Below are 20,798 nucleotides of genomic sequence, written 5' to 3'. Positions count from 1 at the left end.
AGAAGTTTGAACAAACGGTTAATGTTGTGTTCATTTGTATCGTGTCATACCTTGTACCGATTTAAATTAAAGTTTCATATTTGGGCGCTTGTTGAATCGAGGTTGAAACGGTACACTGAGGCGCTCAATAGAATAAGAAAAAGTCTCATTAAAGAAATTTTATATGGAATTACAGATACAACAGTTACAGAAAATAATACAAGGCTTGCCCCATGCGAAACTGAGTCGTGCGGTGGTATTTTTGGCTGTTGTATATATTGCTTTTCTTCTTTCACAGTTATTTTGGCTGCTCTGGCCCAAGCCAGAAACGAAACTTCTTTCTACAAACCCAATTCACTCTCAAAGCGTTCAACAAGCCGTCAGCAGCAGTTCTATTTTAACACAGAATATATTTGGCAAAGCAAATGAAAAACCCAAGGCAGAGAACAAACCTAAACCGGTAATTTCCAATGCGCCAGAGACTCAGCTAAATGTGCGACTGACAGGTATTGTTGCGGTAAGTCAAAATGATGTGGCTGGCCTTGCTATTATAGAATCACAGGGTAGGCAAGAGACTTATTTGGTGCATGATGCAGTAAAAGGTACGCGCGCAAAATTGGCACAAGTATTACCGGATCGCGTTATTTTAGACGTCAGCGGCCGTTTTGAAACGCTTATGTTAGACGGCATAGACTTTACTCAGCAGGTTGCGATGCTAACAACGCCAAAGCGTAACTCAGAACCTAAAGCGCGCAAAATTGGCGATAACACACGCTCTGAGCTGGCACAGCGTCGCCAAGAACTACTTAATGAGCCGGGTAAACTATTCGATTATATAAGAATTTCGCCAGAGCGTCGTAATGGTCAACTGGTTGGCTATCGTTTACGTCCTGGTAAAGATCCTGAACTTTTCAAAAAGATGGGACTAAAAAATAACGATCTAGCCATTGCTATTAATGGTTACCAACTCACGGATATGAAACAGGCTATGACGGCAATGAACGAGCTCAGAGAGAGCACTGATGCTAACATAACTATTGAACGAGATGGTCGCATCTTAGATGTGCAATTTAGCCTGTAAAAGACACTAATTTTGGAGTTTAAGAATAATGGGTAGAAAGCTACACCTCACAAGAATCAGAAAAGGGTTAGCTAAATATGCAGCTCTGTTGTTTGCGGCTGGTTTGTCATTGTCTGTTTCTGCTGTTGAGTATGCGGCCAACTTCAAGGGTACCGATATAAATGAGTTTATCCTCATCGTAGGTAAAACACTCAATAAAACAATCATCATCGACCCAAATGTGCGCGGTAACATCAATGTTCGTAGTTTCGAGCTGATGGACGAAGAGCTGTATTATCAGTTCTTCTTAAGTGTGTTAGAAGTTTACGGTTACTCTGTCGTAGAAATGCCAAATGGCATTATGAAAGTTGTACGTAGCTCTGATGCTAAAAAATCGAATGTACCTTTGGTTAATGATAACAGCGAAGGTGATGGCGACGTCATGATCACGCGTGTTGTTGAAGTTAAAAACGTATCGGTACAAGAGCTAGGCCCTCTGATCCGTCAATTCAGTGACCAAAAAGACGGTGGCCACGTTACAAACTTTAATTCTGCCAACGTCATGATGCTGACAGGCCATGCAGCGTCAGTAAACCGTCTCGTTAATATTATTCAGTCTGTTGATCAGGCTGGTGACCAGCGTGTAGACATCGTTAGGTTAAAGCATGCGACAGCGGATGATGTTGTTCAGGTTGTTGAAAAAATCTATAAAGACACAGGCAAAGGTCGAGTACCAGAATTCCTAATTCCTAAAATTGTCGCAGATGGTCGTACTAATAGTGTGGTTGTAAGTGGTGAGAGCCAAGCGCGCACTAAAGCGATTGAACTGATTAGACGCCTTGACGATGAACTTGAGAACCAAGGCAATACCCAAGTATTTTATCTTAACTATGCAAAAGCTGAAGACTTAGTAAAAGTCCTTCAAGGTGTCAGCAAAACACTTCAAGAAGAAGCGCAGGGCGGTGGTAAATCTACGCGTTCACGCAGCAGTAACCGTAATGAAACCAGTATTGAAGCGCATGCGGACTCAAACTCATTAGTTATCACAGCGCAACCAGACACGATGCGTTCATTGGCAAACGTTATTGAAAAGCTAGACGTCCGTCGTGCTCAGGTACTGGTTGAGGCAATTGTTGTTGAAGTACTTGAAGGCGATGGCATCAACTTTGGTCTGCAGTGGATCACCGAACAAGGTGGTATGTTGCAATTCAATAATGGTACTACGGTACCTGTTGGCGCATTGGCTGTTGCAGCAGAGCAAGCCCGTGACAAAACCATTAAAAGAACCGTTACCGGTGATGATGCGCAGCTGAATGACTTCGAAGAAACAGTTGAAGGTGATTTAAATGCATTAGGTAAGCTGTTGGGTGGTGTGAATGGCTTGGCAGCCGGTGTAGTTAAAAACGACTGGGGTGCAATTATTCAAGCGGTTTCTACGGACACTAATTCAAACATTCTTGCGACGCCTTCAGTAACCACAATGGACAATGAAGAAGCGTCCATGATTGTGGGTCAAGAAATACCAATTATTACCGGTTCTGCCGCAGGTGATAACAACTCTAACCCATTCCAGACTGTGGACCGTCAAGAAGTCGGTATCAAGCTGAAAGTAACACCGCAAATCAATGATGGTACCGCGGTTCAGTTAACCATCGAGCAAGAAGTTTCGAGCGTCAGTGGTGCAACGTCTGTTGATATTTCAGTAAACAAACGTGCGATTAACACAACCGTCATTGCCGATGATGGTGGCATGGTGATTCTGGGTGGTCTAATTGATGAAGACGTACAAGAGAGTGTGTCAAAGGTACCAATACTAGGTGATATTCCTATCTTAGGTCATTTATTCAAGTCAACTAATACCAGTAAGCGTAAGCGTAACCTGCTGGTATTTATCCGTCCAACGATTGTACGCGATAGCCGTAGCATGAATGAATTGAGTCATGCTAAGTACAAGTTTATCCGTAATGAGCAGATGAAGAAGTATGATGATGGTATTGATTTAATGCCATTTGAAGATGCGCCGGTACTACCTGAGTGGAATGATGCGATGGTACTTCCACCAACATATGAAGACTACTTACATCAACAAAATGAGAAGAAAGATGACTGATGCCAACTTAAGTGTTGTAGAGGCACCAGTCGAAAATGAAGTTACAGCGGCTGCTGATGAAGAGCTCAATGAGCAACAGCCACAGCTCAGACTTCCTTTCTCTTTCGCTCGCCGTGAAGGGGTATTACTGAGCGACGACCCAAAAGGGCTCAAAGTATTTCATAAAGGCGATGTATCTTTGGATGCATTGCTAGAAGTACGTCGTGTCGCTGGTTCAGGCTTTAATGTTGAAATCATTAATGAAGAGAAATTTGAGTTGCTGCTAGAAGTATCGTACCAACGTGACAGCTCTGAAACGCAACAGATGATGGAAGACATTGGCAATGAAGTAGATCTGTTTTCATTGGCAGAAGAAATGCCGCAAACAGAAGATCTGCTTGCCGCAGACGATGATGCGCCTATCATTAAACTGATCAATGCGATGTTGAGTGAAGCAATCAAAGAAGGTGCTTCGGATATTCACATTGAAACGTTTGAAACACAGCTGGTAATTCGTTTTAGGGTTGATGGCGTCTTAAAAGAGGTGCTACAGCCTAATCGTAAATTGTCGTCGCTATTGGTATCTCGTATTAAAGTAATGGCGAAGTTAGATATCGCGGAAAAACGCGTACCGCAAGATGGTCGTATTAGCTTGCGTATTGCGGGTCGTGCCGTGGATGTGCGTGTTTCGACCATGCCTTCAAGTTTTGGTGAGCGCGTTGTATTACGTCTACTAGATAAAAACAATGCGCGTTTGAACCTTGAAGACCTAGGTATGACTGCGCGCAATCGTGAATTGTTCTCAGAAATTATTGCCAAACCGCATGGAATTATCTTGGTTACCGGTCCAACAGGTTCTGGTAAAAGTACGACCTTATACGCGGGTATGACCCAGATTAATTCCAAAGATTGCAATATTCTTACTGTTGAAGATCCAATCGAATATGAAATTCCGGGCATTGGTCAAACACAGGTTAACCCTAAGGTTGATATGACGTTTGCAAGGGGCCTTCGCGCTATCTTACGTCAAGACCCTGACGTAGTGATGGTTGGTGAGATCCGTGACCTAGAAACGGGTCAAATAGCTGTACAGGCGTCATTAACAGGTCACTTGGTAATGTCGACACTACACACCAATACCGCATCGGGTGCAATAACTCGTATGGAAGATATGGGTGTTGAGCCATTCTTGCTGTCTTCATCATTACTGGGTGTGTTATCACAGCGATTAGTTCGTACATTATGCCCTAGTTGTAAAGAACTACATTTAGCAGACGAACGTGAATGTGAATTACTAGGGGTTGATAAAGGTTCTAAAACGACTATCTTCCGAGCAGTGGGTTGTGAAGAGTGTAACTTCAATGGCTACAAAGGCCGAACTGGCATTCATGAGCTGTTAGTGGTAGACGAACATATTCGTGAGCTGATTCACAATGGTAAGGGTGAGCAAGCGGTTGAAAAGTATATTCGCAAACGTAGTCCCAGTATCCGCCAAGATGGTATTGCACGTGTATTAGACGGGCAAACTACGCTTGAGGAAGTCATGCGAGTCACGCGTGAGGAAGGATAATGGCTGCATTTGAGTATCGCGCCTTAGACGCGAAGGGTAAGGAAAAAAAAGGCATTCTAGAAGCAGACACTGCCAAACAAGTTAGGCAGATGCTCCGCGAGAAAGCGATGATGCCATTGGATGTAGAGCCTGCTGCTGAGAAAGAAAAGTCTCAGGCCAGTGGAGGCTTCAGTCTATCAAGAGGTTATAAGCCGTCGGTTAGTGACATTGCGCTTATCACACGACAGCTTGCCACGCTGATCCAATCTTCGTTACCCGTTGAAGCCGCGGTGATGGCTGTGGCCGAGCAATGCGAAAAACCTCGTTTGAAGCGTATGTTAATGGCTGTTCGTTCAAAAGTGGTTGAGGGTTATACCCTAGCTGATGGCATGTCTGAGTTTCCTCATGTATTTGATAACCTGTACCGCTCTATGGTAGCTGCTGGCGAAAAGTCGGGACACCTGGATGAGGTACTCAATCGCTTAGCAGACTACACAGAGCAACGCCAACACATGCGTAGTCAAATAACACAGGCAATGGTATACCCAACTATTTTGGTTATCTTTGCGATTGCGATTGTGTCGGTTTTGCTGGGTACTGTAGTACCTGAAATACTAAAAACCTTCGAGAAGTCTAATCAGGTCTTACCTTGGACCACCGAATGGGTACTGGCGGCTAGTCACTTTGTACAAGATTATTGGATGCAGGCGACAGTGGCTTTAGGTGGATTAATTGTTGCTGTTCAGCATACGTTAAAGCGTCCTAAAGCACGCTTTTGGTATGACACAAAGTTATTGCAAATGCCGGGGATCGGTAAAATCAGCCGTGGTATTAATACGGCAAGATTTGCCAGAACATTAAGTATTTTGTCATCAAGTGCAGTGCCATTGCTAGAGGGTATGAAAATTTCTGGGCAAGTACTTGAAAACGAGAAAATAAAAGCGGCGGTAGCGGAAGCTGCTACACACGTAAGTGAAGGTGCCAGTCTTAAAGCCGCATTACATCAAACCAAACTATTCCCACCCATGATGCTGCATATGATTGCCAGTGGTGAAAAGTCAGGTGAACTGGAGCAAATGCTTGAAAGAGCCGCCAATAACCAAGACAGGGAATTCGAAAGTATGGTTAACGTTTCACTAAAACTGCTAGAGCCCGCAATGATTGCCAGTATGGCACTTATTGTTCTGTTTATCGTAATGGCAATACTCCAGCCTATTATGGCGATGAACAAAGCGATTGGCCTGTAGTCAAATAATTTAAAGATAAACGCAAGCAACACCACGCCTAGCGCAGTGTAAAGCAAACAGCATAGAGGTATAAATTGTGAAGAAACAATCCGGTTTTTCATTACTAGAAGTAATGGTGGTACTGGTGATTATCGGTATGATCATGTCTATCGTGGCACCAAACATCATGGGCAATCAAGAGCAAGCCGCAAAAGATAAAGCAAACCTTGATATCACTCAGATTGAAAGTGCGATGAAAATTTACAAATTGCAAAACAAGCGCTATCCAACGACTGAGCAAGGCTTAGAAGCGCTTGTTGACAAAACAACGATTGATCCCGTGCCAAAGCGTTTTCCTGATGGTGGTTTCTTGAATGAATTACCGCTAGACCCTTGGGACAATCCTTACCAGCTAGTCAGCCCTGGTGAGATCGGTAAAATCGATATTTTCTCAATGGGCCCTGATGGTGAAGTTGGTACCGAAGATGACATCGGTAACTGGAGAGACGAAGAAGACCGCTAATGCAGTTATCAGTGAAGACTCCAACCGTTAATGCATCAAGATCTCGCGGGTTCAGCCTGCTTGAGATCTTGGTCGTTATCCTAATAATTGGCTTTTCTATCCAGCTTGTGACATTCACAGTGGGTGAGAGTGATGAGCAGTTGCTAGAAAAAGAAGCGCTTAAGTTACATGGCATTGTTAATTTAGCCTCTGAATTCGCTGTATTAAATCAGGTTGAGTTGGGTCTTCATCTGGATAAACAAACGATAGAGTTTTTGGTCTTCGATGGTGAACAATGGACTACTTTCGAAGCCGAAGAGCTTTATAAGCCGATTGAGTATTCAGAGGAGTACAAAATCGAGCTTAACTTAGAAGATCTCTCTTGGTCTCAGGATAACTTGCTAGAGCAATCCAATTGGCAAGAGGTTATGGGCTCTGGTGAAGATGACAACTTACTAGAGCTGAAAAAAAAGAAGATCCCACAAGTATTAATTTTATCTTCTGGTGAAGTAAGTGCCTTTCAAATCTCCTTGGAACTTACAGAAGAGCCTGAGCCTGTCTACTTTATTGAAGGCGAGTTTATGGCCCCGGTGAAACTAAGGCAGGAACCTGAATGATACGCACATCAAAGCAAGCTGGATTTACCCTACTAGAGGTGATGGTAGCTATGGGGATCTGCGCGGTTGCAGGTATTGCTGCTTTGCAAGCAACAGGTGCACATATCAATCATATGAGCACTATTGAGCAGCAGACCTATGCTGCTTGGGTTGCTGAAAACCAAATGGTTATGGCACGGGCTAAAGCCAGTGGCGGTAAATGGAGCGGTAAAAATACCGACAAGGGTGATGAGGAGTTTGCAGGTCACACTTGGTATTGGAGTCAGCAAGTTGAGAAAACAGAAGACCCTCAATTCGTTAAGTTAACCATCGAAGTGTTTGAAAATGAACGTAGAGAGCACACTATTTACGACTTGACCACTTATCTGCATAAGGGCAAAAAGTAATGTTCAAGGGTAAGCGTTCTCAGGCAGGTTTTACACTGATAGAAGTGATGGTTGCATTGGTGATTTTAGCCTTTATAGTGACCGCGTCTCACCAAATTTTAGATACCTCCATTAAAGCCAAAGAAGCCTCAGACGAGACTATCGCAGAGCTTGAAGGGTTACAAACCACCTTTCGTCTGATGGATCAAGATTTTAACCAAATGACCAAGCGTGAAGTACGTAATGAAGCGGGGGATTTTAGCCCCACGTACATTATTCACGGTCGATACTCGCTAGAAAGTCAATATGATGGTATTGCTTTTATTCGTGATGGCTGGACCAACCCCGTGAGTTTATTGCCTCGTTCAGAGTTGCAAGCGGTGGGCTATCGAGTAAAAGACGATAACCTTGAGCGTATTTATCGCATTTATGTCGATGAATTAGATGGTTCAGAGCCAAGAGCACAAGTTTTACTTGAGAATGTCGAAGAGTTGAAGTTTGAGTTTCTTGACGACAAACAAAAATGGCAAGACAACTGGCAAATTAAAGCGCTTCCTCTAGCGGTTGCGGTGACAATTCAGCGTGAAGATTCTGAGCCCATGAGACGCATTTTTTTGACTCCTGGCGATGGTAAAGTCGAGCAAGCGAAAACAGGACAAAGTGGTGGTAGAAACAGCCCTGGAAATAATGGACTTGATAATGCAGGTGATGGTTTAAATAGCAATAATAACAGGAATGGTAATAACAGTCAGCGAGGTGGTAGACCGTGAGAGAGCAACAAGGCGCAGCGCTGATTATTGTATTGTTTATTGTTGCACTTGCCGCGAGTTTAGCCGCGGAAATGTCGTCGTCTTTAATGGTGCAAGTACAGAAGGCTGCAAATATTCAAACCCATCAGCAGGCAAAATGGTATAGCTATGGTGCTGAGGAATTAGTCAAGAAGGTATTGTTGGAAAGTCGTAAAGATGACCCTGATAAAGTACATCTTGGTCAACCATGGGCGATTGATGAAGTACCGTACCCAGTAGATCATGGTACTTTGAGTGGTAAAGTTACCGATTTACAAGCTTGCTTGAATTTGAATGCGCTCAGAGCGCCAAAAGATCAAAATGCAAAAGGTAGCACTACAGCGACAAATCCAGCGCATAGAGCACTACTTGAGCTGTTAAAAAATATTGAGGATTTGCCGTCACAAGAAAGTGAAGAAGCGATGGCCGACAGCGTGTATGATTGGTTAGATGAAGACAGTATTACTTTTCGTTCTGGCGCGGAAGAAGATGAATATATGTCGAGACAAATGCCTTACATGACGGCGAATAATTTAATGGCGTCGGAAAGTGAACTCCGAGTCATAAAGGGATTTAATCCTTTGGTAATGGAAAAACTCTTACCATACGTATGTGTGATCCCTGGAAACACAGAATTGTCGATTAACGTCAATACCGTATTGCCAGAACAAGCGCTACTGATCAGTGCGCTTGTAGAAGGTTTGAGTTTATCGGGAGCGGAAGCCGTCATCTCGGCCCGCCCAGAAGATGGGTTTGATAACCTGCAACACTTTATTACCGAAGCGAAGAATCAAGGTGCTCAGGATGTCAAAGATGCTGAGAAAATATTCACAATAACAAGTAATTATTTTAAGTTGCGTGCCAAGGCTTCATTTGATGAGCGGTTGTTTAAAATGACTTCAATACTCGAAATAAAAGAAAATAAAGCAACTGTGTTGGCACGTAAGTTTGGAGGCGTTCAGTGACAGAAAAATTGTTGATCCGGGTAGGTCAGTCACAACAAGAACCGGTCAATTGGTTGATATGGTCAGAGTCAGATTCTCAGATTATTGCCAGTGGTGAGTTGGAACATAGTGGTTTAATTGGCGAGCTGATAGAAAAAGCCGCTTCACGCAGCGTTGCATTGTTATTACCGGCATCAAGTGTGCAGTTAAAGCAAGTTGAGTTGCCTACCAAGTGGAGTCGTAAATTAGAACGTGCTTTACCTTTTATGTTAGAAGAGCAAGTTGCGAGCGATATCGACGAACTATTTATTGCGATTGGTGATCCTGCATCTATTAATGATAAACATTTTATTAATATCGCGCTGTGTGATTTACAGTGGCTAACAGATTGGATGGGAGTACTTGAAGACTTTGATATTGAGCCTTCTGTAATTGTTCCTGATGCGTTGTTACTGCCAAACCCAGAGGACAATATTTTAAGTGCGATTCAGTTGCAGCAACAGTGGTTATTTAAAAGTGCTGGCTGGCACATCAGTGGTGTCGAGCTCGATTGGGTCTCTGACTATTTAATGTTAGCGCCTGAATCTGAATTAGCGCACTATAGTCCTGCCCATAACTTGGCAACCACTAAAAGCTTACAAGCGAAAGAAGCGGAGTATGAATTGCCACTCGCCATTTTTGCAAATGGCTTGAAGGATTTGCCATTGAACTTGCGTCAAGGGCCTTTTGCTGCGAAGAAGAAGCAGCCGCAGTGGTGGCGTGATTGGAAAGCTGGTGTGATTGCAGCAAGTATTGCCTTGATGGCATTTGTATCTGTTAAATCTGCGCAGTTGGTCATGCTGCAAAATGAAGCGGATGAATATAAATCACAAGCGATGACGGTATACAAGCAGGCATTTCCGAACAAAGTTGTGCGCCCTCATCTTTTACGCAAACAGATTCAAAATGAGCTAGCAGCTTTATCTGGTACAGAGCAAAGTGGCTTTTTGGAGCTTACGAATCATTTCGTTGCAATTTATGGTCAAGTGAGTGACTTTGCACCTGAAACATTCCGCTATGATAGAAAGCGTAATGAGCTTAGGGTACGCGCAAAAGCTAAAGGGTTTCAGGTATTTAGTCAGGTGAAATCGATCCTAGAACAACGTGGTATGACGGTACAGCAAGGCGCACTTAACAATGATGGTGATTATGTTATCGGCGAAATCAGAATTCGGGGTGCGGCATGAAGCAGCAAGTGATTAACTATTGGCAATCGTTGAAAGAGCAGGAGCAAAAACTACTGATTGTTGCCGGTGTCGTATTTGTTATTTTTGCACTGGTCATGGGCGTGATTAAACCTTTGAATAAAGGGGTTGAAGATGCCCAAAAAGATTTACAAAAGCAAAAAGAACTCCATGCTTGGGTCTCAAAAAGTGTTGCACAATTGAAAGCCAGCGGCGGGAACAAAGCGGTTGCAGGAAATCGAAACCTCACTCAGTTGGTAAACAGAACACGCGGTAGACATGGTATTCAGATAAGTAAGATGCAGCCAAGGGACAACTCGTTGCGTATAAACATCGATAACGTGGAGTTCAACAAACTAGTTAGTTGGATTGATGAATTGACCAATCAACACGGTGTAAAAGTAGCTAATTTAGACTTAGGTGAAGAGCAGCAGCAAGGATATGTCCGCGTCAGCCGATTGGTGTTAGAGATTTAAATATGAAAAATGCAGTTAGTATTACCTTAGTCTTTTTGTTTTCTTTTCTTGTTTTTACAGTGGTAACGATCCCTGCATCGGTTGCACTGCAAGTTGTGCAATCTCAAATTCCCAATAATGTTCGCTTAGGAGCTGTATCTGGTTCATTGTGGCAAGGTCAACTTGGTGGTGTAAATTATCAGAATTTACAACTAAATAATGTTAAGTGGGAACTGAATGGTTGGGCTTTGTTATCTGGTCAGCTAAGTGGCAAAGTGAATTTTGGGAATGCCCGTGATGCATCTGAAATTTCAGGCCGCAGTAACTTTGCTGTTTCTTTGTTTGGTGACAGCATTGAGCTAAATCAGACTAAGTTGCGGTTTAGCGTTGAGCAAGCGATGAAGCAAGTTAATTTGCCTTTGCCTGTCGATGCAAGTGGCCGTGTTATCCTTGAAGTGGCTCAATACAATAGCGGCGAACCATATTGTGAGTCACTTCGAGGTGATATCAGTAGCCCTGAAATCAAAGTAAAAGGTATGTCGGGTTGGTTTAGTATTGGTGACCTAAGTGGTGCACTTAGCTGTAAGTCGGGTGACGTCGCCATTATGGTCGAACCTGAGAATTTATTGGGTTTACGTGCGGATGCAACGCTTGCTGCAAATATGCAGTTCCGCGTTGCAGGCAATATAAAACCTGATGCCTCTTTACCTAAAGAAGTTCATGATGCTGTGAAATTTCTTGGGCGTCCTGATGCTGAAGGCCGCTACCCGGTGAGCATGTAAGCCATGATGGAGTTTGACTTTAAACCAGAACAGCAAGTGCTACTAAGTGATTACCTTGGCTCGCGCAGTAATGGCTCTGAGGCAATGACATTAGATGGCGTAAAGGGTTTTTTGTTTGCTGTAGTATGTAGTCCCGATGGGATTGAACCTGAGCAGTGGCTGAGTGAAGTGACCACTGGTGATGAACATGTTACAGAAGAGGTGGTGTTTGCATTTTTAGCGCTGCATCATCATATCAGTGAGCAAGTTTTTAGCAGTGGATTTAAGCTACCTTTTGATGAAAGTGCCCCTTGGATTGTTATGCATCAATGGAGCCTTGGTTTTTTAAGAGGCAGTCAAGGCTATCTGAGTACGCTGTCTCAAGCTGAAATCTCAGAAGAGCATAAGGAAGCCTTGATAAGCACGACAGAGCTATTGGGTTTCTTTAGTCTTGAACAAGAGCAAGTTGAAACTTACTGTAAAACAACGGGTATTGAGCTAGATGAATTTTGTAAGGCTCAATATGAACTCGCTGCGCAAGTTGCACCTGCTTTTGCTGAGTTGATAGAACAAGTAGCTATGGCTAGCGGCTTGTATGAAGAGCAAGGCTAGTTATAGTTCAGTTTTTGGCTTAATCTACCGTTAGGTTAAGTCATATCCAGTTCAATATAAGTGCAACCTTTTTGGCATTTTGCGTATGCCTTTTCACCTTCCTTGACCGCGACGTTTAACGCAATTGCTTGATTGCACTTAGGACATAAAACAGTTTGCCCTTTAGCGATTTTCTTAAGCTGTGACTTTTGTTCATTGAATGAACGCGCACGCAATTTATTAAACTTAGCTAAATCCATTACATTTCGGCCTTTTTAATGGCTTTTTCTGCGGCGTCGCAAATTGTTTTTAGCTTTGGTCCATAAAAGTACATATTTAATTCATGCTCTTGGCAGTAACGCAAATGGAAGACTTTAACCTTCTCGTCTGTCGCCAGTGCTGTTTTTAAGTATGATTGCTCGGACTCCGAAAGCTGAATTGATTGTCCGATCAGCTGACGTGCCTGTTTTGCCGCCAAGCTATACTGGGTCTCGCTGGTTTCCCCTAGCGTTTCTACTCCCTGTTGGAGAAGTTTATCTCTGGGTTCTTTGATCAATGGATGATCTACGGTGAATAGCGCCAGAACTATTAACACTAACAAAAGATATTTTTTCATAAAGCTCGCTAATTTGATCTATTCGACTCAATCAAAGTGACAGTGTAATAAAATGCAAGAATCAAAAGCAAGCGAAATGGTCAGGAAATATTCGTAGTTTTTGTCTTCGTCGTGCGATTTTCGGCTCGCTAACAGCGCGCTGTTGCATATAATAACCTTAGTAAATATAAGGTCACTGTAGCAAGTAACCTGTCCGAAGCGCTTAAGGAGCTTTTATGGACAATAAAATCAAAGTAAAAAACATTCCCGTCGATGTAAAAATTCAAAAGCCAGAAAACCTTCAACCAGACAGGTTTAATCCTCGTAATCGGATTTATGTGAGGGCGGTAAAAGGTATGCATCAAATCCTTCGCCAGCGAATTGGTTTTTTAGGAATGCTCGCGTTTATGGCGCTTCCTTGGCTCAACTATAATGGTCAGCAAGCCGTTTTGTTTGATCTCTTTGATCAAAAATTCAATATATTTGGTCTGACGCTGTGGCCACAAGATCTAACAATATTAGCCTTCATTTTGATGATTGCTGCGTTTGCGCTATTTCTGGTGACGACTTTTTACGGTCGAGTATGGTGTGGTTATACCTGTCCACAAACGGTTTGGACATTTATCTTTATCTGGTTTGAAGAAAAGTGTGAGGGCTCTGCAAACCAGCGGAAAAAGCTCGACCAAAGGCCTTGGGGTGTAGACAAATTGATGCGCAAAAGTTCAAAGCATCTGTGTTGGGCTCTCTTTTCTTTGTATACCGCGATTTCGTTCGTCGGTTACTTTACGCCAATCCAAGACTTGTTGCCTGATTTACTCAACTTTTCTGCCAGTGGTTATGCGGCACTGAGTGTCGTCGTATTTGCTGTATGTACTTATGGAAATGCGGGGTGGATGAGGGAGATTATGTGCCTACACATTTGCCCATACTCTCGCTTTCAATCAGCGATGTTTGATAAAGATACGTTTACGGTAAGTTATGATGGGAAACGTGGTGAGAGCAGAGGGCCTCGTGGACGTAAACAAAATCCGCGAGAGATCGGCCTTGGTGACTGCATTGACTGCAAGTTGTGTGTTCAAGTATGTCCAACAGGTATTGATATACGTAATGGTCTTCAGTACGAATGTATTAATTGTGGCGCCTGCATAGATGCTTGTGATGGTGTGATGGATAAAATGAACTATCAACGAGGCTTAATTTCATATACCACAGAGCGAAATTTAGAAACTGCTCAGAAAACGACAAAGCCTGTAAGAGCAAAGTTGATTGGCTATGTGATGATTTTGCTTGTCCTGAGTGGAGCTTTGGTGGCAAACATTGCAATGCGAAAAACCTTCGAGCTCGATATTATCCGAGACCGCAATCAGTTGTATCGTGTTAACTATGACGGTCTAGTTGAAAATACATATACACTCAAGCTTATCAATAAGGCGCAAGTCTCACAGACTTTTTTAATTTCAGTGAATGGCCTAGAGCAATTTCAATTAATAGGCAAACAGAGAGTAACGGTCTCAGCAGGCTCAACAATTGACGTCCCTGTATCAATTGCTATGGATCCCTATGATTTGCAAAAACTGGTAACTGAGTTTCATTTCGTACTAACGAGCAATGAAGGAGCGCACGCGTACATCTCACAGCCTACTAACTTCTTTAAAGGCCGCTAATAAACTTCTCTCATCGCAGCCACGTAACCAGTGGCTGCGTGCTTAAATATCACAATAACCTTTGCGTCAGCGGATTGTTCCATTTATCCTAGGCTGTCAAAATTTACGGCAGAAAAGGTTGTTATCAGACCTTTGTTATATAAATGGATACCAGTAATGAGTGATTTTAGTTATCAAAATCTCACCCCAGATCTGATTTTGGATGCCATTGAGAGTATTGGCATTTATCCTGAATCTGGACTTCTGCCACTGAACAGTTATGAGAATCGTGTATACCAATTTCGCAGTGACAATGCTAAACGCTATGTTGCAAAATTCTATCGACCAAATCGCTGGCTAAACGCGCAAATTAAAGAAGAACATGCGTTTTCTTTCGAGTTAGCTAACGCAGAAGTACCAGTTGTCTCTCCATTAGAGCGTGATGGAGAAAGCTTGTTTGAGTATCAAGGCTATCGGTTTGCCCTATTTCCAAGTGTTGGCGGTCGTCAGTTCGAAATGGATAACTTAGATCAATTAGAAGTTTTAGGGCGATACATCGGTCGTCTTCATAGTGTAGCTAAACAATATGATTTTAAAAATCGTCCAAGTGTTGATACGAAAAGTTACTTAGATCAAGCAAGTGAAGACATATTGGCGAGTGAATGTTTACCACTTTCTTTACAGCTTGCTTTTTCAACTGTTTTAGAACAAGTTGTTACGAAAACAAAAGAAAAGTTTAGAGTAAATGATACGATCAGATTGCATGGAGATTGTCATGCTGGCAATATTCTGTGGTCTCAAGAGCAATTAATGATTGTTGATTTAGATGATTGCCGACAAGGTCCAGCGATCCAAGATTTGTGGATGATGCTGAGTGGCGATCGTCAGAACCAAGCTCTGCAATTAGACACTTTACTGGGCGGATATGACGAGTTCAGTGAATTAGATCTGGGTCAGTTACAGTTGATTGAACCATTAAGAACAATGCGAATGGTTCATTATATGGGCTGGTTAGCTAAACGCTGGGAGGACCCCGCCTTTCCAAGGAACTTTTCATGGTTCGCGACAGACAAATATTGGGAACAGCAGATCTTAGCATTAAAAGAACAATTGGCTGCGCTTGATGAGCCAACATTAAGTATTTATCCATAAAAATTAAGAGAGAAGCACATGTTAAAATCCATTAAAGTAGCAATATTGGCACTTTGTATGCCACTTGCTGCTATGGCAGCAGAGTACAAGGAAAATGTTCATTACGAGACGTTGACAGTGGAAAAAAGTAAAACGCCACGTGTTTTGGAATTCTTTTCTTTCTATTGCCCCCATTGTTTTAAATTTGAAGGCCCTGCAAGAGCTCTTGAAGCAAGTCTTCCAGCTGAAGTTCCTTTCGTTAAGAGCCACGTAAATTTTATGCGAGGGTTACCACCTGAAGCACAATCTTACTTAAGCTATGGCTATTTAATTGCAAAACAACATGGTGTTGACTCGCAAGTCGTTGATGAAATCTTCAAAACGATCCATGTCCAGCAAAGTCAGTTTAGAACGATGGACGATGTTAAAAAGCTACTCGCTGCCCATGGTGTATCTGCGGAAAAGTTTGATACTGCGTTAGCTAGTATGCCAATTATTAGCGCAGAGAAAGCGATGCAAGATGAGCAAAAGCGGTTTAGCGAAGCTGGCGCATTAAGAGGAGTGCCTAGTTTTATTATTAATGACAAGTACATTGTTAAGACTAGTTCACTTTCTAGTCAGGCTGACTTTAATAACCTAGTAAAATATCTATTAGAAAAAGAATAGTACGGAGATAAACATGTTAAAAATGATTAAAGCGGCACTTTTAGCCCTGATGTTGCCAGTAGCTGCAAGTGCTATGACCTTCGAGGAAGGCAAACACTACGAAGTGATTGCTGAGCGTGGGACTAAGAAGCCTGAAGTTACAGAGTACTTTTCTTTTTATTGCCCTGCTTGTAATAACTTTGAAGGGCTAATTGATCAATTTAAACCTAAACTAGATGGTGTAAAGTTTAAAAAAAGCCACGTAGACTTTGTCGGTATCCGAGATCCTAAACATCAAAAGATGATTGCAACAGCTTTAGCAACAGCCAGTGTATTACCAGAGAAAGATGCGATTATTTCGGCTATTTTTACACACATTCATACCAAGCGTGCCAAGTTTAATGAGTTAGCAGATATTAAAGATGTGTTTGTTGCAGCAGGTGTAGATGGTACAAAGTTTGACAAAATGTATAAGAGCTTTTCTGTTCGCACAAAAGCTTCAAAGATGGCGAGACAACAAAAGCAACTACAAGAAAAGGGAGCATTGTCGAGCGTGCCAACGTTTATCGTGAATGGTAAATATAAGCTAATACTTAGCAGAGAGTCTGGTGTAACTAACCCGGATGATATTGCAAAGCTGATTAACCATCTAGCGAGCAAATAAGCAAATAGATAAAAGAAAGCCCCGCAACAATGCGGGGCTTTTTCGTTTTTACAGTAAGCTATTGACGCGTTAAAAATACACCCGATTCTACATGGTGGGTATAGGGGAATTGATCAAAGATAGCGATACGCGCGATATTATGTGTTTTGCTAAGGGTTTCTAGATCTCTTTCCAATGTATCTGGATTACACGAAATGTAGATAATGTTGTCGTAGTTACTGACTAGTTGGCAGGTTAGCTCATCCAAACCAGCTCTTGGTGGGTCGACTAAAATGGTTTGACAATTGTATGACTTTAAGTCGATACCATTAAGTCGAGAAAATTGACGCTTATCTTGCATTGCGTCAGTAAACTCCTCACTCGACATACGAATGATGTCCAAATTCTCTACATTATTCGCTGCGATATTGAATTGTGCAGAATGTACTGAGGATTTTGAAATCTCTGTTGCCAACACTCGGTCAAAATGTTCCGCGAGTGCTATAGAGAAGTTGCCATTGCCACAGTATAGCTCTAGTAAATCGTTGGATAAATCGCGAGAGATAGACTTAGCCCATGAAAGCATTTTTTCATTTACTTTAGCATTGGGCTGAGTAAAGCTATTCTCTACCTGCTGGTAGATATACTCATTACCGTCTACTGAAAGCGTTTCGGTGACATAGTCGTTGCCGAATACGACTTTTTGCTTTCGAGCACGGCCGATAAAGTCAATCTTATAGGTTTTTTGCAATTCAGCCCTCAATTGCCCCATTTCTGCCTGCCAGTTGTCATCCAACGGTTTGTGGTAAAGCAAGCTGATTAAGATTTCTCCGCTCAGTGTAGACAAGTAATCGATTTGAAATAATTTGCGACGCAATAATTCATTATGACGTAGCTTTTCCATCATCACTTGCATAAGCTCGTTAACTAAAGGTGCACCTGGACCAAATTCATCAACACGAATTTTCTCTTTGCTTTGTTGGTTAAACATGATGTGATAAAGATCTTCTCCATCGTGCCACACGCGAAATTCACAACGCTGTCGATAATGCTGCTTTTCTGAGTCATATACTTCAAGAGTAGGAGCATTGAAACGGGCGAACTGCGCGCTTATTCGCTTTTGCTTCTCTTCTAGTTGTTGTTCGTACTGAGCGGTATCAATGGTGATCACGGCCATGCTAAAACTACCTATAAATATTGCGAGGAGGCGCTATTTTAGGGGGCGTAGAACATTTGTCCAGTGTTCGCTACTAAAATTGCCCTTTTATTGTACAAAATAACTTTAGCTTTTGCGCAGATGGCCGATAATTAACTGATGGAGTATAGCGGAGAGCAATCATGAAAATCGGACAGTTGAATCAGCTGTTAAATCCAGCGATGCAGCACAAAGGGGCACAAGCCAAATCGCCGATCCCAAATATATCTATAAACTCAGACCAGTATCAAGGCAATAAGTCTCAAGTTGCAGCCAAAATTCTTGATGACAAATTAGCAGAAGCATTAGGTATAGAGAAAAAAGAGGAGCCTAAGAAGCCTCTTTTTGACTTTGAAGAGATAGTTAAAAATGTACTAGGATTTGTCCAAGGTGCCATTAATAAAGCCAAAGCCGATGGCAAAGATGACGATACACTAAAGAGCATGCTGGAACAGGCACGTGAAGGTGTACAAACCGGGATAGATGAAGCGACTGATGAGCTGTCAGAGTCAGGGTTATTTAATGAAGAAATTAAGGACGGGATTGAAAAATCCAGAGAAGGGATATTTAAGGGTCTAGATGACTTTGAGAAAGAGCTTTTTGACCCAAGTCCGCAGCATGTATCTTTAAGTGCCGCTCAGTTTGCAAGCTTATCTAATAAAGCAGAGTATGCATTTACCACAGCAGAAGGTGATGAGGTAGTCATCTCTTTCAATGATGCATTCAGCAAAAGCAGAGCTGCTAGCTACTATCAAGATGGTGACAATCAAGGTTTTGCTTATGGAGAAAGTCAGAAGAGAGAGGTTAATTTCTCAATCAGTGTTAATGGCGAACTTAACGAAGAAGAGCAAGAAGCGATTAATGCGATGATGGAAGACATACGGGATGTAAGCGACTCCTTCTTTGCAGGAGAATACGACGAAGCTTTTGAGCTGGCACAAGGGCTGAGCCTCAATAGCGAACAGATCACAAATTTCACGATGGATCTTAGGCAAAGTAAGACTTCAGCTGCAATTGCGCAATATCAGCAAAGTAATCCTATGAAAGAGTTAGAACAAGCTTTCGCACCGCTTGATAAGCGCCTAGAGGGGATCAATGAAGAAGGCAGAGCCTTAGGTATAGAGTCTCAATTACCGGATATCATGGCCTGGATGAATGAAGGGCAACAACGTTTAAATCAACTCTTGGATTATGCTCAGAGCTACTTTAGTGCACTTAATGGCAAGTCTGAGTCACAAAACGACCACATAAGTTAGATTACGGACTGTCTGTTTATTTTAGCTATCTGCCGTGGCAAACTACTGTTCTTATAAAAAGGAGAGTGTAGTTTGCCACATGTATTAGTTTTCGATTCAGGTATTGGTGGAACCAGTGTGCTTTCGCATCTTAAATTAGCCATGCCTATGGTTCAATATACCTATGTTATGGATAATGAACTATTACCTTATGGTCTTCAGTCACAAGAAACGATCAAGAGTCGGTTAACCGCTTTACTAAGCTGGATTGAACAAAGCGACAAGCAAGTAGATGTGATAGTGATTGCGTGTAATACCGCTTCAACTTATGCATTAGAAACGGCTAGGCAGCACACTCCAATTCCTATTGTTGGAGTTGTACCAGCAATTAAACCCGCTGCGGAAACCAGCCAGAAAAAGCATATTGGACTGCTTGCTACGCCCGCGACTTCAAAAAACACATACACAGCGAACTTGATCAGTGCATTTGCAAGTGAATGCCAAGTAGATATATACCATTCAACTGCCTTAGTTAATATTGCGGAGCATTATTATTGGTGTAAAGAGCTACAAGTAGAACTGCTGCAAGCCGAATTGAAGAGGCTCAATATATGTAATGAGTTGGATAGGCTTGTCCTAGGTTGTACACATTTTCCTATTATCAAAAGCCACCTTCAGGATTATTTTACCCATAGAGTTGAATTAGTTGACTCTGGTGCTGCCATAGCGAGGCGTGTTCAACATTTGTTGTCTAGTAAACTGATTAAATGTAAAAGTTTAGAAGCGAGGCTAGTACATTGGTATGCAACAGCCTCAGATAAGTTTGAAGCAGCAGTGGGAGTTAAACCACTTAAGCTGGAGAGCTAGACTCAGACTCTTCTTGTTTTTGTTTGGCTTCGCGTACTTTTAAAGTGCGCTGTTGGAATTCCATTTCGTTTAAGTCTTTGATAGCTTTATTTGCATCTACCTCAGACATTTCGACAAAACCAAAGCCTCTTCTTTTTCCGGTATTTTTATCCTTAAGTAAGCGTACAGAGAAAACTTGCCCTTTTTCTTCAAAAAGCTCTCTTACAGCTTGCTCATTAGCGCGGTAAGGTAAATTACCGACATAGAGTGTTTTAGTTGGAACTGCTTGACCATTGTCTGACTGAGAAATAGTTGTTCTATTAATTGTCATTGTAGCCAGACCACCTATCACAATCCCAAGAGCAAATACGATCGACGCATCGAGCTGACTATCTGCCAATAAAAAGCTTACTACCACATACCCAAAAATTGCGAGTATAAGAACAGTAAGTATTGTTTTACGATCTGAAGAATTCATAACGATCTACCAATAAACAGTGAATACACATTAATTTAACAAAGAAAGGTGCTATCTTAACGACTTAATTAAACATCGCAATAATAAAATATAGATGTTGTAGAAAATTATGCCGTTTTATTGAGCTTAATGTGTTGCTAGGCCTGTGTTTGATGGGTTTTTGAGCGTTTGGGCATCTTTTTAAAATTTTAATGAAAAAACACTTGATCCAAATTTAGAACTCCCTATAATGCGCTCC

23 protein-coding genes are annotated in these 20,798 nt (G+C 42.1%); 19 read left to right on the top strand and 4 right to left on the bottom strand.

Annotated features, from left to right (window positions below; all coding sequences use genetic code 11):
• The first annotated feature begins 163 nt into the window (after positions 1–163).
• The 13 genes from gspC to N482_RS17400 all read left to right on the top strand — a co-directional run bounded on the left by gspC (position 164) and on the right by N482_RS17400 (position 12,170).
• Positions 164–1,060 carry a type II secretion system protein GspC gene (gene gspC, locus N482_RS17460; RefSeq protein WP_063378260.1) on the top strand — a complete coding sequence of 299 codons (897 nt, stop codon included), beginning with the start codon at positions 164–166 and terminating at the stop codon, positions 1,058–1,060.
• Positions 1,061–1,088: 28 nt separating this feature from the next.
• Entirely contained in the window at positions 1,089–3,149 is a 2,061-nt protein-coding gene (gspD, locus tag N482_RS17455; RefSeq protein ID WP_063378259.1) for a type II secretion system secretin GspD, read from the top strand.
• Positions 3,142–4,698: a type II secretion system ATPase GspE gene (gene gspE, locus N482_RS17450; protein ID WP_155730630.1), complete on the top strand. Its 1,557-nt coding sequence runs from the start codon at positions 3,142–3,144 to the stop codon at positions 4,696–4,698. The genes gspD and gspE overlap by 8 nt, the downstream gene beginning before the upstream one ends.
• Positions 4,698–5,924, top strand: a complete 1,227-nt coding sequence (gene gspF / locus N482_RS17445) for a type II secretion system inner membrane protein GspF (protein WP_063366070.1) — start codon at positions 4,698–4,700, stop codon at positions 5,922–5,924. The genes gspE and gspF overlap by 1 nt, the downstream gene beginning before the upstream one ends.
• Before the next feature lie 76 nt (positions 5,925–6,000).
• Positions 6,001–6,426 carry a type II secretion system major pseudopilin GspG gene (gspG, locus tag N482_RS17440; protein ID WP_063378257.1) on the top strand — a complete coding sequence of 142 codons (426 nt, stop codon included), beginning with the start codon at positions 6,001–6,003 and terminating at the stop codon, positions 6,424–6,426.
• On the top strand, positions 6,426–7,022 hold the full coding sequence (gene gspH, locus N482_RS17435; protein WP_063378256.1) for a type II secretion system minor pseudopilin GspH: 597 nt from the start codon (positions 6,426–6,428) through the stop codon (positions 7,020–7,022). Before gspG ends, gspH begins: the two co-directional genes overlap by 1 nt.
• Positions 7,019–7,408 (top strand): type II secretion system minor pseudopilin GspI, encoded by a 390-nt coding sequence (gspI, locus tag N482_RS17430; RefSeq protein WP_063378255.1) that lies wholly within the window; start codon positions 7,019–7,021, stop codon positions 7,406–7,408. Before gspH ends, gspI begins: the two co-directional genes overlap by 4 nt.
• Positions 7,408–8,157, top strand: coding sequence for a type II secretion system minor pseudopilin GspJ (gene gspJ, locus N482_RS17425; RefSeq protein ID WP_063378254.1), 750 nt, complete (start codon positions 7,408–7,410; stop codon positions 8,155–8,157). The genes gspI and gspJ overlap by 1 nt, the downstream gene beginning before the upstream one ends.
• A complete protein-coding gene (gene gspK, locus N482_RS17420) occupies positions 8,154–9,140 on the top strand; it encodes a type II secretion system minor pseudopilin GspK (RefSeq protein ID WP_063378253.1) in 987 nt (328 codons plus the stop codon). Before gspJ ends, gspK begins: the two co-directional genes overlap by 4 nt.
• On the top strand, positions 9,137–10,345 hold the full coding sequence (gene gspL / locus N482_RS17415) for a type II secretion system protein GspL (RefSeq protein ID WP_063378252.1): 1,209 nt from the start codon (positions 9,137–9,139) through the stop codon (positions 10,343–10,345). Before gspK ends, gspL begins: the two co-directional genes overlap by 4 nt.
• Positions 10,342–10,818, top strand: a complete 477-nt coding sequence (gene gspM / locus N482_RS17410; protein ID WP_063378251.1) for a type II secretion system protein GspM — start codon at positions 10,342–10,344, stop codon at positions 10,816–10,818. Before gspL ends, gspM begins: the two co-directional genes overlap by 4 nt.
• Before the next feature lie 2 nt (positions 10,819–10,820).
• Positions 10,821–11,579: a type II secretion system protein N gene (locus N482_RS17405; protein WP_063378250.1), complete on the top strand. Its 759-nt coding sequence runs from the start codon at positions 10,821–10,823 to the stop codon at positions 11,577–11,579.
• A gap of 3 nt (positions 11,580–11,582) precedes the next feature.
• Complete coding sequence (locus N482_RS17400; protein ID WP_063378249.1) at positions 11,583–12,170, top strand: UPF0149 family protein; 588 nt, start codon at positions 11,583–11,585, stop codon at positions 12,168–12,170.
• 35 nt (positions 12,171–12,205) lie between these two features.
• On the opposite strand, the gene N482_RS17395 is transcribed toward N482_RS17400, so the two are convergent.
• The gene (locus N482_RS17395; protein WP_063378248.1) at positions 12,206–12,409 is read right to left on the bottom strand and encodes a hypothetical protein; all 204 of its coding nucleotides are present in this window, start codon (positions 12,407–12,409) and stop codon (positions 12,206–12,208) included.
• Positions 12,409–12,765, bottom strand: a complete 357-nt coding sequence (locus N482_RS17390; protein WP_063378247.1) for a hypothetical protein — start codon at positions 12,763–12,765, stop codon at positions 12,409–12,411. The genes N482_RS17395 and N482_RS17390 overlap by 1 nt, the downstream gene beginning before the upstream one ends.
• A 215-nt stretch (positions 12,766–12,980) precedes the next feature.
• Between N482_RS17390 and ccoG the strand changes: the two genes are divergently transcribed.
• The 4 genes from ccoG (at position 12,981) to N482_RS17370 (ending at position 16,827) form a co-directional block, all read left to right on the top strand.
• Entirely contained in the window at positions 12,981–14,408 is a 1,428-nt protein-coding gene (gene ccoG, locus N482_RS17385) for a cytochrome c oxidase accessory protein CcoG (RefSeq protein ID WP_063378246.1), read from the top strand.
• A gap of 156 nt (positions 14,409–14,564) precedes the next feature.
• A complete protein-coding gene (locus tag N482_RS17380) occupies positions 14,565–15,539 on the top strand; it encodes a serine/threonine protein kinase (RefSeq protein WP_063378245.1) in 975 nt (324 codons plus the stop codon).
• A gap of 18 nt (positions 15,540–15,557) precedes the next feature.
• Complete coding sequence (locus N482_RS17375; protein WP_063378244.1) at positions 15,558–16,184, top strand: thiol:disulfide interchange protein DsbA/DsbL; 627 nt, start codon at positions 15,558–15,560, stop codon at positions 16,182–16,184.
• Positions 16,185–16,197: 13 nt separating this feature from the next.
• Entirely contained in the window at positions 16,198–16,827 is a 630-nt protein-coding gene (locus N482_RS17370) for a thiol:disulfide interchange protein DsbA/DsbL (RefSeq protein WP_063378243.1), read from the top strand.
• A gap of 58 nt (positions 16,828–16,885) precedes the next feature.
• Here the strand turns inward: N482_RS17370 and trmA are convergent, their stop codons facing one another.
• Entirely contained in the window at positions 16,886–17,983 is a 1,098-nt protein-coding gene (gene trmA, locus N482_RS17365; protein ID WP_063378242.1) for a tRNA (uridine(54)-C5)-methyltransferase TrmA, read from the bottom strand.
• A gap of 161 nt (positions 17,984–18,144) precedes the next feature.
• On the opposite strand from trmA, the gene N482_RS17360 reads away from it, so the two are divergent.
• Complete coding sequence (locus N482_RS17360) at positions 18,145–19,257, top strand: DUF5610 domain-containing protein (protein WP_063378241.1); 1,113 nt, start codon at positions 18,145–18,147, stop codon at positions 19,255–19,257.
• 72 nt (positions 19,258–19,329) lie between these two features.
• On the top strand, positions 19,330–20,103 hold the full coding sequence (gene murI, locus N482_RS17355) for a glutamate racemase (RefSeq protein WP_063378240.1): 774 nt from the start codon (positions 19,330–19,332) through the stop codon (positions 20,101–20,103).
• Here the strand turns inward: murI and N482_RS17350 are convergent.
• Positions 20,087–20,560, bottom strand: a complete 474-nt coding sequence (locus N482_RS17350; protein WP_063378239.1) for an RNA recognition motif domain-containing protein — start codon at positions 20,558–20,560, stop codon at positions 20,087–20,089. The two genes, murI and N482_RS17350, sit on opposite strands and share 17 nt — an antisense overlap.
• Positions 20,561–20,798 lie beyond the last annotated feature (238 nt).

This window comes from Pseudoalteromonas luteoviolacea NCIMB 1942 (assembly GCF_001625595.1).
In the GTDB taxonomy this organism is placed as follows: Bacteria; Pseudomonadota; Gammaproteobacteria; order Enterobacterales; family Alteromonadaceae; genus Pseudoalteromonas; species Pseudoalteromonas luteoviolacea_A.
The sequence above is the reverse complement of the archived record's forward strand: the minus strand, read 5'-3'. Positions and strand labels throughout refer to the sequence as shown.

Bases quoted from the DNA above. Each gene is read 5' to 3' on its own strand.
- gspC (WP_063378260.1), top strand. From the start codon at position 164: ATGGAATTACAGATACAACAGTTACAGAAAATAATACAAGGCTTGCCC.
- gspD (WP_063378259.1), top strand. From the start codon at position 1,089: ATGGGTAGAAAGCTACACCTCACAAGAATCAGAAAAGGGTTAGCTAAA.
- gspE (WP_155730630.1), top strand. From the start codon at position 3,142: ATGACTGATGCCAACTTAAGTGTTGTAGAGGCACCAGTCGAAAATGAA.
- gspF (WP_063366070.1), top strand. From the start codon at position 4,698: ATGGCTGCATTTGAGTATCGCGCCTTAGACGCGAAGGGTAAGGAAAAA.
- gspH (WP_063378256.1), top strand. From the start codon at position 6,426: ATGCAGTTATCAGTGAAGACTCCAACCGTTAATGCATCAAGATCTCGC.
- gspI (WP_063378255.1), top strand. From the start codon at position 7,019: ATGATACGCACATCAAAGCAAGCTGGATTTACCCTACTAGAGGTGATG.
- gspJ (WP_063378254.1), top strand. From the start codon at position 7,408: ATGTTCAAGGGTAAGCGTTCTCAGGCAGGTTTTACACTGATAGAAGTG.
- gspM (WP_063378251.1), top strand. From the start codon at position 10,342: ATGAAGCAGCAAGTGATTAACTATTGGCAATCGTTGAAAGAGCAGGAG.
- N482_RS17405 (WP_063378250.1), top strand. From the start codon at position 10,821: ATGAAAAATGCAGTTAGTATTACCTTAGTCTTTTTGTTTTCTTTTCTT.
- N482_RS17400 (WP_063378249.1), top strand. From the start codon at position 11,583: ATGATGGAGTTTGACTTTAAACCAGAACAGCAAGTGCTACTAAGTGAT.
- N482_RS17395 (WP_063378248.1), bottom strand. From the start codon at position 12,409: ATGGATTTAGCTAAGTTTAATAAATTGCGTGCGCGTTCATTCAATGAA.
- N482_RS17390 (WP_063378247.1), bottom strand. From the start codon at position 12,765: ATGAAAAAATATCTTTTGTTAGTGTTAATAGTTCTGGCGCTATTCACC.
- ccoG (WP_063378246.1), top strand. From the start codon at position 12,981: ATGGACAATAAAATCAAAGTAAAAAACATTCCCGTCGATGTAAAAATT.
- N482_RS17380 (WP_063378245.1), top strand. From the start codon at position 14,565: ATGAGTGATTTTAGTTATCAAAATCTCACCCCAGATCTGATTTTGGAT.
- N482_RS17375 (WP_063378244.1), top strand. From the start codon at position 15,558: ATGTTAAAATCCATTAAAGTAGCAATATTGGCACTTTGTATGCCACTT.
- N482_RS17370 (WP_063378243.1), top strand. From the start codon at position 16,198: ATGTTAAAAATGATTAAAGCGGCACTTTTAGCCCTGATGTTGCCAGTA.
- trmA (WP_063378242.1), bottom strand. From the start codon at position 17,983: ATGGCCGTGATCACCATTGATACCGCTCAGTACGAACAACAACTAGAA.
- N482_RS17360 (WP_063378241.1), top strand. From the start codon at position 18,145: ATGAAAATCGGACAGTTGAATCAGCTGTTAAATCCAGCGATGCAGCAC.
- N482_RS17350 (WP_063378239.1), bottom strand. From the start codon at position 20,560: ATGAATTCTTCAGATCGTAAAACAATACTTACTGTTCTTATACTCGCA.